The 15,117-nt window shown below is 70.9% G+C and carries 15 protein-coding genes; 11 read left to right on the top strand and 4 right to left on the bottom strand.

Annotation, left to right across the window (positions count from 1 at the left end):
• From ACWD6P_RS35810 to ACWD6P_RS35795, 4 genes are all read left to right on the top strand, one after another.
• The coding region (locus ACWD6P_RS35810) for an Hsp70 family protein (RefSeq protein ID WP_451448400.1) at positions 1-519 on the top strand (519 nt) is incomplete at its 5' end.
• A complete protein-coding gene (gene grpE / locus ACWD6P_RS35805; protein WP_451448399.1) occupies positions 516-1,178 on the top strand; it encodes a nucleotide exchange factor GrpE in 663 nt (220 codons plus the stop codon). The genes ACWD6P_RS35810 and grpE, both read left to right, overlap by 4 nt.
• A 45-nt stretch (positions 1,179-1,223) precedes the next feature.
• Positions 1,224-2,396 (top strand): molecular chaperone DnaJ, encoded by a 1,173-nt coding sequence (gene dnaJ / locus ACWD6P_RS35800; RefSeq protein ID WP_451448398.1) that lies wholly within the window; start codon positions 1,224-1,226, stop codon positions 2,394-2,396.
• Between the two features lies 1 nt (position 2,397).
• Entirely contained in the window at positions 2,398-2,850 is a 453-nt protein-coding gene (locus tag ACWD6P_RS35795) for a heat shock protein transcriptional repressor HspR (protein ID WP_384424016.1), read from the top strand.
• A 106-nt stretch (positions 2,851-2,956) separates the two neighbouring features.
• Here ACWD6P_RS35795 and ACWD6P_RS35790 read toward each other — a convergent pair whose 3' ends face one another.
• The 3 genes from ACWD6P_RS35790 to ACWD6P_RS35780 form a co-directional block, all read right to left on the bottom strand.
• Positions 2,957-3,361 (bottom strand): hypothetical protein, encoded by a 405-nt coding sequence (locus ACWD6P_RS35790; protein WP_451448397.1) that lies wholly within the window; start codon positions 3,359-3,361, stop codon positions 2,957-2,959.
• Between the two features lie 431 nt (positions 3,362-3,792).
• Positions 3,793-4,197, bottom strand: coding sequence for a pyridoxamine 5'-phosphate oxidase family protein (locus ACWD6P_RS35785; protein WP_451448396.1), 405 nt, complete (start codon positions 4,195-4,197; stop codon positions 3,793-3,795).
• 46 nt (positions 4,198-4,243) lie between these two features.
• Complete coding sequence (locus tag ACWD6P_RS35780) at positions 4,244-4,828, bottom strand: Uma2 family endonuclease (RefSeq protein ID WP_451448395.1); 585 nt, start codon at positions 4,826-4,828, stop codon at positions 4,244-4,246.
• A 176-nt stretch (positions 4,829-5,004) separates the two neighbouring features.
• On the opposite strand from ACWD6P_RS35780, the gene clpB reads away from it, so the two are divergent.
• The 4 genes from clpB (at position 5,005) to ACWD6P_RS35760 (ending at position 9,408) form a co-directional block, all read left to right on the top strand.
• Positions 5,005-7,635 carry an ATP-dependent chaperone ClpB gene (clpB, locus tag ACWD6P_RS35775; RefSeq protein ID WP_451448394.1) on the top strand — a complete coding sequence of 877 codons (2,631 nt, stop codon included), beginning with the start codon at positions 5,005-5,007 and terminating at the stop codon, positions 7,633-7,635.
• 126 nt (positions 7,636-7,761) lie between these two features.
• Positions 7,762-8,298: a YbjN domain-containing protein gene (locus ACWD6P_RS35770; protein ID WP_451448393.1), complete on the top strand. Its 537-nt coding sequence runs from the start codon at positions 7,762-7,764 to the stop codon at positions 8,296-8,298.
• 277 nt (positions 8,299-8,575) lie between these two features.
• The gene (locus ACWD6P_RS35765; protein ID WP_451448392.1) at positions 8,576-8,914 is read left to right on the top strand and encodes a hypothetical protein; all 339 of its coding nucleotides are present in this window, start codon (positions 8,576-8,578) and stop codon (positions 8,912-8,914) included.
• Positions 8,915-8,976: 62 nt separating this feature from the next.
• Positions 8,977-9,408, top strand: a complete 432-nt coding sequence (locus ACWD6P_RS35760) for a hypothetical protein (protein WP_451448391.1) — start codon at positions 8,977-8,979, stop codon at positions 9,406-9,408.
• Between the two features lie 66 nt (positions 9,409-9,474).
• Here the strand turns inward: ACWD6P_RS35760 and ACWD6P_RS35755 are convergent, their stop codons facing one another.
• The gene (locus ACWD6P_RS35755) at positions 9,475-10,653 is read right to left on the bottom strand and encodes a pyridoxal phosphate-dependent aminotransferase (protein WP_451448390.1); all 1,179 of its coding nucleotides are present in this window, start codon (positions 10,651-10,653) and stop codon (positions 9,475-9,477) included.
• A 929-nt stretch (positions 10,654-11,582) separates the two neighbouring features.
• Here ACWD6P_RS35755 and ACWD6P_RS35750 point away from each other — a divergent pair.
• The 3 genes from ACWD6P_RS35750 (at position 11,583) to ACWD6P_RS35740 (ending at position 14,961) form a co-directional block, all read left to right on the top strand.
• Positions 11,583-12,104, top strand: a complete 522-nt coding sequence (locus tag ACWD6P_RS35750; protein WP_451448389.1) for a DUF2617 family protein — start codon at positions 11,583-11,585, stop codon at positions 12,102-12,104.
• 252 nt (positions 12,105-12,356) lie between these two features.
• Positions 12,357-14,072, top strand: a complete 1,716-nt coding sequence (locus ACWD6P_RS35745) for a polyamine aminopropyltransferase (protein ID WP_451448388.1) — start codon at positions 12,357-12,359, stop codon at positions 14,070-14,072.
• A gap of 115 nt (positions 14,073-14,187) precedes the next feature.
• Positions 14,188-14,961 carry an SRPBCC domain-containing protein gene (locus ACWD6P_RS35740; protein ID WP_451448387.1) on the top strand — a complete coding sequence of 258 codons (774 nt, stop codon included), beginning with the start codon at positions 14,188-14,190 and terminating at the stop codon, positions 14,959-14,961.
• Positions 14,962-15,117 lie beyond the last annotated feature (156 nt).

Genomic DNA, 15,117 nt, shown 5'->3' with positions numbered 1-15,117 from the left:
GCCAACGGCATCATGCACGTGACCGCGAAGGACCTGGGCACGGGCAAGGAGCAGAAGATGACCGTCACCGGCGGCTCCTCGCTGCCGAAGGACGAGGTCGACCGGATGCGCCAGGAGGCCGAGCAGTACGCGGACGAGGACCACCGCCGCCGCGAGGCCGCCGAGACCCGCAACCAGGGCGAGCAGCTGGTCTACCAGACCGAGAAGTTCCTCAAGGACAACGAGGACAAGGTCCCCGCTGAGGTCAAGACCGAGGTCGAGACCGCCGTCGCCGAGCTGAAGGAGAAGCTCAAGGGCGAGGACACCGCGGAGATCCGCACCGCCACCGAGAAGGTCGCGGCCGTCTCCCAGAAGCTCGGCCAGGCCATGTACGCCGACGCCCAGGCCGCGCAGGGCGCTGCCGGTGCCGAGGGTGCCGCCGGTGCCGCCGGCGAGCAGCCCAAGGCCGAGGACGACGTCGTGGACGCCGAGATCGTCGACGACGAGAAGCCCAAGGACGCCAAGGGTGGTGCCGCGTGACGGAGGAGACCCCGGGTTTCGAAGAGAAGCCTGACGTCCCCTCTGACGCCGCTTCCGAAGACGCGGCGCAGGAGGCCGAGTCCGCCGACAAGGCGGGCTCGGCCCCGGCCGGGGATGTACAGGACGTAGCGCTCCAGGCGCAGCTGGACCAGGTGCGTTCGGCGCTCGGCGAGCGCACGGCGGACCTCCAGCGGCTCCAGGCGGAGTACCAGAACTACCGCCGGCGGGTGGAGCGGGACCGGGTCACGGTCAAGGAGATCGCCGCGGCGAACCTCCTGTCCGAGCTCCTGCCCGTGCTCGACGACGTCGGCCGCGCCCGCGAGCACGGCGAGCTGGTCGGCGGCTTCAAGTCGGTGGCCGAGTCGCTGGAGACCGTGGTCGCCAAGCTGGGTCTGCAGCAGTTCGGCAAGGAGGGCGAGCCCTTCGACCCGACGATCCACGAGGCGCTGATGCACTCGTACGCACCGGATGTCACCGAGACGACGTGCGTTGCGATCCTGCAGCCCGGGTATCGCATCGGTGAGCGAACGATCCGCCCCGCGCGGGTCGCCGTCGCCGAGCCGCAGCCGGGCGCGCAGGGCGCCAAGTCCGGATCCGAGGACGAGGCCAAGGGTGCCAAGGCCTCGGACGAGGAGAGCGGTGGCCCGGACGAGGGCTGACGTGAGGACCGACGAGAAAACCGCAGGAAAGGAGGGACGTCGGGGATGAGCACCAAGGACTTCGTCGAGAAGGACTACTACAAGGTCCTCGGCGTCCCCAAGGACGCCACCGAAGCGGAAATCAAGAAGGCGTACCGCAAGCTCGCGCGCGAGAACCACCCGGACGCCAACAAGGGCGACGCCAAGGCCGAGGAGCGCTTCAAGGAGATCTCCGAGGCGAACGACGTCCTGGGAGACCCCAAGCGCCGCAAGGAGTACGACGAGGCACGGGCGCTGTTCGGCAACGGCGGCTTCCGGCCCGGTCCCGGCGGGGCCGGCGGCAGCTTCAACTTCGACCTGGGCGACCTCTTCGGTGGCTCCGGCGGAGCCGGCGGTGCCGGAGGCTTCGGCGGCGGGCTCGGGGACGTCTTCGGCGGACTGTTCAACCGCGGCGGCGCGGGTACGCGTACCCAGCCGCGGCGCGGCCAGGACATCGAGTCCGAGGTGACGCTCAGCTTCACCGAAGCGGTCGACGGGGCCACGGTCCCGCTGCGGATGTCCAGCCAGGCGCCCTGCAAGGCCTGTTCGGGCACCGGCGACAAAAACGGTACGCCTCGGGTCTGCCCGACCTGTGTCGGCACCGGCCAGGTCAGCCGGGGCGCGGGCGGCGGCTTCTCGCTGACCGACCCGTGCGCCGACTGCAAGGGCCGCGGCCTGATCGCCCAGGATCCCTGTGAGGTCTGCAAGGGCAGCGGACGCGCGACGAGCGCCCGCACGATGCAGGTCCGTATCCCGGCGGGCGTCTCCGACGGGCAGCGCATCCGGCTGCGCGGCAAGGGCGCCCCGGGCGAGCAGGGCGGCCCGGCCGGCGATCTGTATGTCGTCGTGCATGTCGACGCCCACCCGGTCTTCGGCCGCAAGGGCGACAACCTCACCGTCACGGTGCCGGTCGCCTTCCCGGAGGCCGCGCTGGGCGGCGAGGTGAAGGTGCCGACGCTGGGCGGCCCGCCGGTGACGCTGAAGCTGCCGGCCGGTACCCCCAACGGACGCACGATGCGGGCCCGTGGCAAGGGCGCGGCCCGCAAGGACGGCACCCGGGGTGATCTGCTGGTCACCATAGAGGTGGTCGTCCCCAAGGACCTCAGCGACGAGGCGAGGGAAGCGCTGGAGTCCTATCGCGAGGCCACCGCGGGGCAGGACCCGCGGGCGGAGCTGTTCCAGGCCGCGAAGGGAGCTTGAGATGGACAGCCGGGGCGGGCAGCGTCGTAACCCGTATGAACTGACCGATGAGTCGCCGGTGTACGTCATCTCCGTCGCGGCTCAGCTCTCCGGCCTGCATCCGCAGACCCTTCGGCAGTACGACCGGCTGGGGCTGGTCTCGCCCGACCGTACGGCCGGGCGGGGCCGGCGCTACTCGGCCCGGGACATCGAACTGCTCCGTACGGTGCAGCAGTTGTCCCAGGACGAGGGCATCAACCTCGCCGGCATCAAGCGCATCATCGAGCTGGAGAACCAGGTCGCGGCCCTGCAGCAGCGGGTCGCCGAGCTGCAGGGCGCCCTGGAGGGCGCGGCCAGCGCGATGCGCCAGCGCGAGGCGGCGGTGCACGCTTCCTATCGGCGTGATCTGGTGCCGTATCAGGACGTCCAGCAGACCAGCGCGCTGGTGGTGTGGCGGCCCAAGCGGTCCGAGTAGCGGGCGGCCGGGGCGTGCCCCGCATCCACATGGCGAAAAGGGCCGGGTGATCCCGGCCCTTCTTGTCATCTCGGTGAGTGTTCTTCCAGGCCTGTGTGCCGTCCGGTCAGCAGCCGTTGTAGCCGGCCGTCGGCATCGACAGCCGCCGGTGGACCTGCGACTTCATCGCCAGTGTGTAGACCGGCTCGTCGAGGTCGGCGGTCTCCAGCCGTACACCGGCCGCCGCGCACCGCGCGGTGAACTCGTCGGCGCCGTTGATGGCGTTCTCCAGTGCCCGGCGGTTGGGCGTCACGAACACATCGACCAGGCCCTCTTCGACGTCCCGCCACAGCGCGCCGTGGTCGGCGCGCAGCTGATGCAGGCTGAGCTGGCAGGTCAGGTGGTAGTCACGGGCCGCCGCCCACTGTTTGCACATGTCGTGCTGGCTGCGGTCGTCGACCAGGAACGGATCCTCGTCCAGCTCGGACAGCGGCATCAGGCAGGCGATCGCCGTGACTCGGACCGAGTTCATCGTGCCCTCCGGGGCGTGGCGACTGTGGGGGCGACGATACCCCCGAGGGCGGCCCGTGGTGGAGGGGCTGTACCGGGTGGCGAGGCGTATCCGCAGGCGTGGCAGATCTTCCAGCCGTCCTGGTTGACGGCGAGTTGGCCACCGCAGCGCGGGCAGAGCTCGGCGTGTGGGCGCGGTCTGGCGGGGTGCGGACGGCGCGGAACGGTCGTCACGATACGTAATGCCGACGCCATGCGGCCTCCAGCCTGCCGTCTTCTGCACGGGACAGGTCCGATGCCGCTCATCTGCCGCCATCTGTCGCTCGTCAATGTGCGGAGCTGTTCGGTTCCTGTCGTACCTAAGTACCAGTTGGACGGTGCCTGCCGGATGTGAAGGGTCCGCTTTCGGTCAGGTCTGGACCTGAGGCACCGCGGGTGAGAGGACGCGGGCTCTCAGGCCCGCCCCATCGCCCTCGTCACGGCGATCTCGATCATGACCCGATCGGGGTTCGGCGACGGCGTCCGCCCGTACCGATCGGCGTACCGGCGCACCGCGTCGGCCACCGTCTCCGCCTCCGTACGCACCCGGGCGATGCCCTCCAGGGTCGCCCAGCGCCCCTTGTCGACCTGGCACACGGCGACGGTGGCGCCGTCCGCGCCGGCGGCGAGGATGTTCTTGACCTTGGTGCTGTCCTTGCGGGTGATGATCCGCGCGATCCGCTGCTCGGCGTCGTAGGTGACGCCCACGGGGACGACGTGCGGCGTCCCGTCCGGACGCAGCGTGGTGAGCGTCGGCATCAGATACTCGCGCCAGAAGGCGAGGTATTCGGGGGTGAGGGCACTGAGGTCGTGGGCCATGGGGGCAAGGGTAGAGGGCAGTGCCCGGGCTCCGGCCCCCGGCTGGTCACGCGAAGTCGGTTGTCTCCAGGTCGAAAGAGAAGGGGGCGGGGAGGGGGAGGGGTTTGCCGAAGGCGGAGGCGTGGTGCACCTGGTAGTCGCCGTCGGACGGCTCACGGAAGAGCGTGGTGGTGGCCCTGTCGCGGTCGATCAGCAGGTACAGGGGGATCTCGCCGAGGGCGTAGGTGCGGCGCTTGGCGACCCGGTCCAGGTCGGGCCGGTCGCCGGTGATCTCGGCGACCAGCTTGAGCTCCCCGTCGGGCCGCCACCATGGCGGGGCGCCCCGGAATTCCCGGCGGCCCACGACCGCCAGGTCGGGGATCACGTGATTGTCGGGATGCGGGCCGTACGACGGCAGGATCAGGCCCTTGCGGGCGGAGATGTCGATCCAAGGGTGACGCCGTACGAGCTGCCGGGTGAGCCGGCTCCAGCAGTGCTCATGCCTGCCGGCCTGGGCCGTGGTCACCACCATCTCGCCCTCGATGAGCTGGGCTCGGATGACGTCGGGCACCACCGCGTCCAGCTCGTGGAAGATCTGCAGCAGGATGGCGGACTGGCCGTCGGACTCGCAGGTCCCGTGCTCGGTGGGCATGGTGCTCAGCGTGACGCTCCGCCGCCGGCCGGGCGGGTGCGAACGGCCGGGTTCACCCTCAGGAGAACCCGGTCAACTGAGCCTTGAGTGGAATAGACTCAACTTATCGCACGTTGGTACCTGCAAGACGCCAAGACGACGCATCGGAACAGCACACACAGGGAGGACACCGGGCCGTGGACGCCGAGCTGACCAACAAGAGCCGGGAGGCGCTGGCCGCCGCCAATGAGCGGGCGGTCACCGCCGGGCATGCGGACATGACGTCCGCGCATCTCCTGCTCGCGCTGCTGGCCGGGCAGGACAACGAGAACATCATGGACCTGCTGGCCGCAGTGGAGGCCGACGCCGCCGTGCTGCGCAACGGCGCCGAGCGCCAGCTCGCCGCGCTGCCCAGCGTGCAGGGCTCGACGGTCGCCCCGCCGCAGCCGGACCGCGACCTGCTCTCCGCCATCGCGGACGCCACCCAGCGCGCCAAGGACCTCGGCGACGCCTATGTCTCCACCGAGCACCTGCTGATCGGCATCGCCGCCAAGGGCGGCCGCACCGGCGCCCTGCTGGAGCAGCAGGGCGCCTCCGCCAAGAAGCTGTTGGCTGCCTTCGAGGCGACCCGCGGCGGGCAGCGGGTGACCACCCCCGACCCGGAGGGCACGTACAAGGCGCTGGAGAAGTTCGGTACCGACTTCACGGCCGCCGCCCGCGAGGGCAAGCTCGACCCGGTCATCGGCCGGGACCACGAGATCCGGCGGGTGGTGCAGGTGCTCTCGCGCCGTACGAAGAACAACCCGGTGCTGATCGGTGAGCCGGGCGTCGGCAAGACCGCCGTCGTCGAGGGGCTGGCCCAGCGGATCGTCAAGGGCGATGTGCCCGAGTCGCTGCGCAACAAGCGGCTGGTCGCGCTCGACCTCGGGGCAATGGTCGCGGGCGCGAAGTACCGCGGTGAGTTCGAGGAGCGGCTGAAGACCGTCCTGGCGGAGATCAAGTCCAGCGAGGGCCAGATCATCACCTTCATCGACGAGCTGCACACGGTCGTCGGCGCGGGCGCCGGCGGCGACTCGTCCATGGACGCCGGCAACATGCTCAAGCCCATGCTGGCCCGCGGCGAGCTGCGGATGGTCGGTGCGACCACCCTCGACGAGTACCGCGAGCGGATCGAGAAGGACCCGGCGCTGGAGCGGCGCTTCCAGCAGGTGCTGGTCGCCGAGCCGACCGTCGAGGACACCGTCGCGATCCTGCGCGGCCTCAAGGGGCGCTACGAGGCGCACCACAAGGTGCAGATCGCCGACTCCTCGCTGGTCGCCGCCGCCACCCTCTCCGACCGCTACATCACCTCCCGGTTCCTGCCCGACAAGGCCATCGACCTCGTCGACGAGGCGGCCTCCCGCCTCCGTATGGAGATCGACTCCTCGCCCGTCGAGATCGACGAGCTCCAGCGCGCCGTGGACCGCCTCAAGATGGAGGAGCTGGCGCTCAAGAACGAGACCGACGCCGGCTCCGTCCAGCGGCTGGAGAAGCTGCGCAAGGACCTCGCCGACAAGGAGGAGGAGCTGCGCGGCCTGACCGCCCGGTGGGAGAAGGAGAAGCAGAGCCTCAACCGGGTCGGTGAGCTCAAGGAGAAGCTCGACGACCTGCGCGGCCAGGCCGAGCGCGCCCAGCGCGACGGCGACTTCGACACCGCCTCCAAGCTGCTCTACGGCGAGATCCCGGCCGTCGAGCAGGAGCTGGAGGCGGCGGCCGCCGCCGAGGCCGAGCAGGAGGCGTCCAAGGCGTCCATGGTCAAGGAGGAGGTCGGTCCGGACGACATCGCGGATGTGGTCGCGTCCTGGACCGGCATCCCGGCGGGCCGCCTCCTGGAGGGCGAGACCCAGAAGCTGCTGCGCATGGAGGACGAGCTCGGCAAGCGGCTGATCGGCCAGACCGAGGCCGTACGCGCGGTCTCCGACGCCGTGCGCCGCACCCGCGCCGGGATCGCCGACCCCGACCGCCCCACCGGCTCCTTCCTCTTCCTCGGCCCCACCGGCGTCGGCAAGACCGAGCTGGCCAAGGCGCTCGCGGACTTCCTCTTCGACGACGAGCGGGCGATGGTCCGGATCGACATGTCGGAGTACGGCGAGAAGCACTCCGTCGCGCGCCTGGTGGGCGCGCCGCCCGGCTACGTCGGCTACGAGGAGGGCGGCCAGCTCACCGAGGCCGTCCGCCGCCGCCCGTACTCCGTCGTCCTCCTGGACGAGGTCGAGAAGGCCCACCACGAGGTCTTCGACGTCCTCCTCCAGGTGCTCGACGACGGACGGCTCACGGACGGCCAGGGCCGCACGGTCGACTTCCGCAACACCATCCTGATCCTGACCTCCAACCTCGGCTCCGCCTTCCTCATGGACCCGCTCCTCAAGGAGGACCAGAAGAGGGAGAAGGTGCTGGAGACGGTCCGCGCGTCCTTCCGGCCCGAGTTCCTCAACCGGCTCGACGACGTGGTGGTCTTCCACCCCCTCGGCACGGACCAGCTGCAGCGGATCGCCCGGATCCAGCTCGATCACCTCCAGCGCCGCCTCGGCGACCGCCGTCTGACGCTGGACGTCACCGACCACGCCCTGACCTGGCTCGCCTGGCTCGGCCAGGAGCCGGCCGCGGACGCCGCCGTCCCCGACCTGTCCTACGGGGCCCGCCCCCTGCGCCGCCTGGTCCAGACGGCCATCGGCGACCAGCTCGCCCGCGCCATCCTGGCGGGTGACGTACTGGACGGGGACACCGTGCGGGTGGATGTCGACGGCGATCGGCTGTCGGTGCGGCCGGTGCGCCCGGCAGCGGCCTGAGCTGCGCCGGAGCCGTCCGCCCGGCCCGTGCCGGAGCCGCCGGCCCCGCACTCGCCCCGTCCGGGCTTGCCAGGACGGGGCGGATGTGGGGGAGGATGGCAAGGACCATACGAAGGGAATTCCACGGTGAGCATCGACCCGTCCTCGATTCCGAATTTCGGGGGCCAGCCCGAACCCGAGCCGTCGGGGCCTGAGGGTCCCGTCGTGCCAGACCAGGACCTGGTCAAGCAGCTCCTCGACCAGATGGAGCTGAAGTACGTAGTCGACGAGGAGGGTGACCTCGCCGCCCCGTGGGAGCAGTTCCGCACGTACTTCATGTTCCGGGGCGAGGAGGAGCAGCAGATCTTCTCCGTCCGTACGTTCTACGACCGTGCCCACGGCATCGACGAGAAGTCGAAGCTGCTGGAGGCGATCGACGACTGGAACCGCCGGACGCTGTGGCCCAAGGCCTACACCCACACCCATGACGACGGCACGGTCCGTCTGATCGGTGAGGCATCGATGCTGATCGGCACCGGTGTCTCGCTCGAACACTTCGTGTCGAGCACGGTCAGCTGGGTCCGCGCCTCGATCGAATTCGACAAGTGGATCGTCGAGCAGCTCGGCCTGGAAGCCGAGATCGAAGGCGACTCCGACCAGAAGCCGGGCGACGACGAGGCCTGAGCCCCGTCCGTTTCCACACCCCCCGGCTGCGAAGGCCCCGGAGCTGTTGGCTCCGGGGTTTTCGTCTGTCCGGGGGCCTGCAGAAGGGCGCCGAAGCGAGGTCGGACGGTGAGGAGCCGGGGCGGGCGGCTGACCCGATGGGTGCTGACGGTAATTCCGTTCAGTATAAGCCGGTGGACTTTCGGGGTGCGGATATATTCGCTCTCTATGAACGGGACGGCAAGGGCGGCATACGGCTGGTGACGATGTATCCAGATCCGGGTAGGAATGTGAATACATGAGATACCGTGGTTCCGGCATACCGCATTTCGAAGCGGATGAGCGGGTGGCCAATTTCTTTGAAATCTCGCTCAATGTCGAGTGGATTGATGACATCCACAAGTCGAAACCGAAGCGCGATACCGAGTACGGCCGTCATCTGCGCGAGGCGCTGGAGCATCTGCTGCGTGAGCGGCCGCTCACTGCACAGGAGTTTGGCGAAATGACGAGCGTAGGTTTCTGGGAAGATGAGCGCTTGTACGCCTACCTGCAAGATCTGTACGACTACTTCTTCGGCGACCGCGAGGAGCCGCCACAGGCTCCGGACCCGGAGGCGCACCCGGACAAGGAAGGCTGATGACGGTCCGGCGCGCCGCCTGTCCCGTCAGATGACGACCAACTGCACCCCGAACCTCACGAATGGCGTTCCCAGCCCATGTCGATCCGCGACGAGCTGCCGCACCGGCTCTCCGCGAGGCGGCGCTGAAGAATCATGATCTCTCGCCGATTCTGCCGTTCGAGGCCGTTTACGGAGAGGGGGAGAACTGTCTGGGAAAGGCCACCGCGATCACCATCGATCCGCGGCAGCCGTACACCCCCACCGGCGATGTGAACTACGTCTACGCGGACTTCTCCACGCGCGGACTGCTCTATGGCGTTTACCGCCCGGCCGCGGAGATGGAGAGCGAGGACGGGCCGGAGAACTTCGCCGACCTGCGGAACAGCACGCTGTACCCGTACTCGGGCGGCTATGAGGAATTCGATGCGGTTACCGTCCCGCTGGCGGATCTCTGGCTGGACGTGCCCGGTGTGGACCGTCGCTTCGAGGCCATGCCGCTGGCTCCTCAGTGAGGCACGCGGCGCGGTGAGGAGTCGGTCCCGGTCGGTGGAGCCGGCCGGGACCGTGGGGGACGGCTGTCAGAGTCGCTTCAGGCGGGCCGCCGCCTCCTCCAGCAGATCGACGCTCTTGCAGAAGGCGAAGCGGACGAAGGGGGCGCCCTGGTCCTTGTGGTCGTAGAAGACGGCGTTGGGGATGGCGACGACGCCGGCGCGTTCGGGGAGGGCGCGGCAGAAGGCGAAGCCGTCGGTCTCGCCGAGGGGGCGGATGTCGGTGGTGATGAAGTACGTGCCGGAGGGGCGGAAGACCCTGAAGCCCGCGGCGGTGAGGCCGGTGGCCAGGGTGTCGCGCTTGGCGCGCAGGTCCTCGCGCAGGCCGGTGTAGTAGCTGTCGGGGAGGGCGAGCGCCTCGGCGACGGCGTACTGGAAGGGGCCGGCGGAGACATAGGTGAGGAACTGCTTGGCGGAACGGACCGCGCTGACCAGGTCCGCCGGTGCAGTGACCCAGCCGACCTTCCAGCCGGTGAAGGAGAAGGTCTTGCCGGCCGAGCCGATGGTGACGGTGCGCTCGCGCATCCCGGGGAAGGACGCGAGCGGGAGGTGCTCGCCCTCGAAGACGAGGTGCTCGTAGACCTCGTCGGTGACGACGAGGAGGTCGCGCTCCACCGCCAGCTCGGCGATGGCCGCGAGCTCGGCGCGGGTGAGGACCGTGCCGGTGGGGTTGTGGGGCGTGTTGAGGAGGATCAGGCGGGTGTCGTCGGTGACGGCGTCGCGCAGTTCGTCGAGGTCGAGGCGGTAGGTCCCGGCCTCCGGCTCGGCGCGCAGGGTCACCGGCACGCGCCGCCCGCTGGCCATCGCGATGCAGGCGGCGTACGAGTCGTAGTACGGCTCCAGCGCGATGACCTCGTCGCCCGGCTCCAGGAGGGCGAGCAGCGAGGCCGCGATGGCTTCGGTGGCGCCGGCGGTGACCAGGACCTCGGTGTCGGGGTCGTACGCGAGGCCGAGGTGGCCGTAGAAGCGCCCGTGGTGGGCGGCGACGGCGGTGCGCAGTTCGGGGATGCCGGGACCGGGCGGGTACTGGTTGCCGCGTCCGTCGCGCAGGGCGCGGACCGCCGCCTCTCTGATCTCCTCCGGGCCGTCGGCGTCGGGGAAGCCCTGACCGAGGTTGATCGAGCCGGTCCGTACGGCGAGGGCTGACATCTCGGCGAAGATCGTGGTGCCGAATTCGGCGAGGCGACGATTGAGCAGCGGTCGGTCCATGGGCGCCATCCTCCGCCGAACCTCTGGACTTCCTCAACTGTGCTTTGAGACGCCGGGAGCTCGGGCATCAGCACCGCACAACGGACAGTGACGGCCGTCGACGAGGACGGCCAGCGGCGCGGGACGGCGCCGCGAGGGGCGCACGGGGCGCCCGACGGAGCGACGCCTCGCTTCGGGGGAATGAGAGGAAGTGTGAGGCAGATGGGAGTCCTGGTCTTCCTGGTGGCCTGCGCGGTGGTGATCGGTCTGGTGGCCCTGGCCTCGCGGAGCGGCACCGGCGGGCAGAGCCGGAGCCGGAGCCGGAGCGGGGGCGGTCACCGCGGTTCGGGCAGCAGTAGCGGCAGCTGGTGGGCCGCCGGCGGGGCATCGGACGGCGGCAGCCACCACCACGGTGGTCACTCGTGCGGCGGAGGCTCCTCCTGTGGCGGCGGCTCCTCCTCCTGCGGTGGCGGGGGCGGCGGCGGTGGCTGCGGGGGTGGCGGCGGCGGGGGCTGCTGAGCCGTACGCGGCGCCTCCGTACGGAGGGTTCCGGGACCGGATGCGGCACGTCCGTACGCCGGGTTCCGGGACCCTGTGCGGCACCTCCGTACGGCGGTTCCCGGACCGGCCCACGGGCCTCCTCAGCTGCACACATGCGGGTGGCTCTTGCCCCTGCGCATATGCGGCCCCGCGGGCCCGGCGAATGTGCCAACACCCGCTGGGCATAAGGCTGTTGAACAGTTGAACTGCATGGCCCTCTAGGGGATGGAAACCCGGCGAAGATGGGTAAAAATGCTGTGGGCGACCGGGCTTTCATGATTCCCTCTTCATAGAGAATCCCCCACGTTCTCCGATCCCACGTGGGCACGAGCCGGCAGGCAGACGTACATCCCTGATCCTTCTCGGGCGGGCCGGCCCACCATTCCACTGCGTGCTTGCGGAGCCGACCCATGCTCACCACTTTGAAAACGGCGTACACCGATACCCGTGCATCCGATCTGGCCTGGGCGCTGGGCAGGGAACCCCTGCCGGCCCTCGCCGTTCTCGACCTCCAACTCCATGGCGCCCAGGTGCAGTTGAGGCTGCTCGGCGCCTCTCATCAGGTGCTCCTCGAAGAGGAGCGCGGCACCTGTTCCGAGACGGTCGCCTGTATGCCCGGCAGCAGCACCCCGCTGCCGCTCGGTGTGGCGAAGCGGCTGGGCAACTGGGAGTACGAGTTCGCCGCGCATGTGGAGACCCTCTCGCGCGGCTCGTTCGCCGGCCGCGCCCAGGAGTTGCTCGCCCTGGTCGCCGAGCATCCGCACGGCCTGGCCGGGACGTTCCCCGGCTCGCCGCACGCCTTCACCGCGATGCTGGCGCAGTGTCAGCAGGGGCAGGTGCGCTGGCGGACCTGGCATGCGTACCCGCAGGAAGGCCGTTTGGTGGCCACCCGTACCCGCGTGGGCGTACGCGCGGCGGTCGCGGCGGTCTAGGACCGGTCGGGTGGGTCATGGCCGGGGCCGTGGGGGGAGTTGGGGAGCGAGGGGTGTGGCGGGCCTTGGGGGTGTGCGCCCGGGGCGTGGAGGCGTGAGGGGGCATGTGCGGCGGCGCGTGCGCCGGGTGTGCGGCCCGAACGCCTTGCTGTGCCGCACGCATCGATATCGCCCCAACTGACGCGTGTAGCCCGCAGAGTGCACTCGTGTGGGTGACGAAGGGGTACGGAATCGTCACGTAACGTTCATTTCATGATCGACCCGCCAGAGTCCGCTTTCACCGGCGCCCTCGGGCCGCCGGAGGCCATGACACCGGCGCGGCTCCCCGTGCCGGCCGGGCTCGGCCGGCTGCTGGTCCTCGTCGTGGTCTTCGTCTGCGCGGCCTGCGGTCTGGTCTACGAGCTCGAACTGGTCGCCCTGGCAACGTACTTGGTGGGCGACTCGGTCACCCAGGCGTCGGTCGTGCTGTCCGTCATGGTCTTCGCGATGGGCGTCGGGGCGCTGCTCGCCAAGCGGCTGCGCTGCCGGGCGGCGGTCGGCTTCGGCGCGGTCGAGGCCGGCCTCGCGCTGGTCGGCGGCTGCTCGGCCATGGCGCTCTACGCCTTCTTCGCGTGGTTCGGCCAGTCCCGCTCCGCGCTCGTCGGCTTCTCCCTGGCCATCGGCGTACTGATCGGCGCCGAGGTGCCGCTGCTGATGACGCTGATCCAGCGGGTCCGCAGGCAGGACGCGGGCGGCGCGGTCGCCGACCTCTTCGCCGCCGACTACGTAGGCGCGCTCGTCGGCGGCCTGGCCTTCCCCTTCCTCCTCCTGCCCGCCCTCGGCCAGCTGACCGGCGCACTGGTCACCGGCGCGGTCAACGCGGTGGCCGGCAGCGCGCTGGTGCTGTGGCTGTTCCGCCGTGATCTGACCGCCCGAGCCCGCTGGACGCTGCTCGTCGTCAACGTCCTGGTGCTCGCGCTGCTGGCCGCGGGCATGCTGCTGGCCGCCCCGTTCGAGCGGGCCGCCCGGCGCGCGGTGTACGGCTCGTCGGCGCGGGTCGCGGTGCAGACCGGCGTCCAGGAAGTGGTGATGACCGGCGGCACCGGGCCCGAACTCGGTTCGGGACGCGGGAGGAAAGGTTCCGGCCGGCCGCTGGCGCTGTATCTGGACGGGCGGCTGCGGGTCAGCGCGGACACCGAGTTCCGCTACCACGAGGCGCTGGTGCATCCGGCGATGGCCGGCGGACCGCACCGCCGGGTGCTGGTCCTCGGCGGGGGCGACGGCCTCGCGGTGCGCGAGATCCTCCGCCATCGCTCGGTCGACTCGGTGACCGTCGTCGAACTCGACCCCGGCGTCGTGCGGTTGGCGCGCACGGACCCCGGGCTCTCCCGCCTCAACCACCACTCGCTGGGCGATCCGCGGGTGCGGGTGGTCACCGCCGACGCCTTCGACTGGCTGCGGCAGCAGGGCGGCCACGGCCGGCGCCGGGCGCCGTACGACGTCATCGTCTCCGATCTCCCCGACCCCGGGATCACCGCCAGCACCAAGCTCTACTCCCAGGAGTTCTACGGCCTGGCGGCGCGGATGCTGGCCCCCGGCGGGCGGCTGGTGGTGCATGCCGGGCCGCCGGTCACGCGGGCACGGTCGTACTGGACGGTGGAGGCGACGGTGCGGTCGGTGGGCCTGGCGACCGTTCCGTACCGCGTGTCGGGCCGGGCCCCGGACTTCTCCGGCGGCCCGGACCGTTCGGCGGACTCCGCCCCGCCGGCGACCGAGGACGTGCCCGCCGCCCCCTCGGCCGGCCGGCGGTGGTACTGGGGCTTCGTACTGGCCGCCCGGCAGCCGCCGCCCTTGGCTCTCGCCCCCGATGCGCCGCCGCCCGAGGGCCTCACCGCCGAGGAACTCCGCGCCGGCCGGCGCGGGGCGGACCGGGCCCGGATTCCCGGGCTGCCTCCGTCGACGCTGATGCACCCGCGCTACCGGGACTGAGCGGCCGGAGCGCCTACGCGGCGGGGCCTGCGCACCGGCCGGGAAGCCGCCGGTGCGCAGAAAGTTGTGCGTGCGCGGGCACGGCTCCGGGGGGCGCTGGGTAGGCTCCCATGTCATGGAGCATGAGGTGTACGTTCCGTTTCCCGTCGGGACCGTGCGGCAGGCGCTCATCGAGCCGGAGCGGGTGGCGCGCTGTGTCCCGGGAGTCCAGCTCGATGCCGACGCGGCCCCGCACGCCCCCGAGGGCCGGCTGCGGCTGCGTATCGGAAGCTCCACCATCACCTATCGCGGCACGCTGACGGTCAGCGACGCCGCGGACGGCAGACCCGGCGCGGAAGCCGCGGTGACCGTCGAGGCGAAGGGCACCGAGTCGCGGGGCGACGGGTCGGTCGCGCTGACGCTGACCGTACGGCTCACCCCTGCCACCGAGCCCGGCCCCGGTACGACCCTGGCCTGCGCCGGCACGCTCCACAGCGACGGCCGGCTCGCCGAGGCCACCGACCAGGCCGCCGAATCCGCGGGCCGCCGGCTGCTGGACCGCTTCGCGGAGAACCTGGCGGAGGACCTGCGGCAGCGGCCGGTGGCGGACACCGAGGAGCCCGCCGCGCAGAGCGTCTTCGACACCGAGGTGCCGCCGCCCTCCCTGGATCCGCTCCCCGACGAGGACACGGACGGCGTCGCCCCCGCGGAGGCCGCACACGCCCGCCGCACGATGATCGGGCGCAGCGCGGAGGAGGTCGACCACGCCCCGCCCCGCGGCCGCTACGCCCCGGTACCCGCCCCCGAGGCCAGCGCCACGTCGGCAACCCTCCGCTGGGCGGCCCCCGCGGCGGCGGTCGTACTGGCCTCGGCGGTGGTGGTGGGGCGGGTTTTGCGGCGTCGACGTTAATCCGCTGCCCTTCCGCTGCCCTTCCGCTGCGCTTTGCTTTGGCCGACGTTTTCGGGTTCCCCGCCGTTGCGCCTGCGGCGGGCGTTGCCGCTGCGCGGGGCTGTTCGGCTGCCGGTGACGGTCCTCCGGGGCCTGGTGTGTGGACTGCTTCGCTTT

This window comes from Streptomyces sp. NPDC002446, assembly GCF_053595675.1.
The sequence above is the reverse complement of the archived record's forward strand: the minus strand, read 5'-3'. Positions and strand labels throughout refer to the sequence as shown.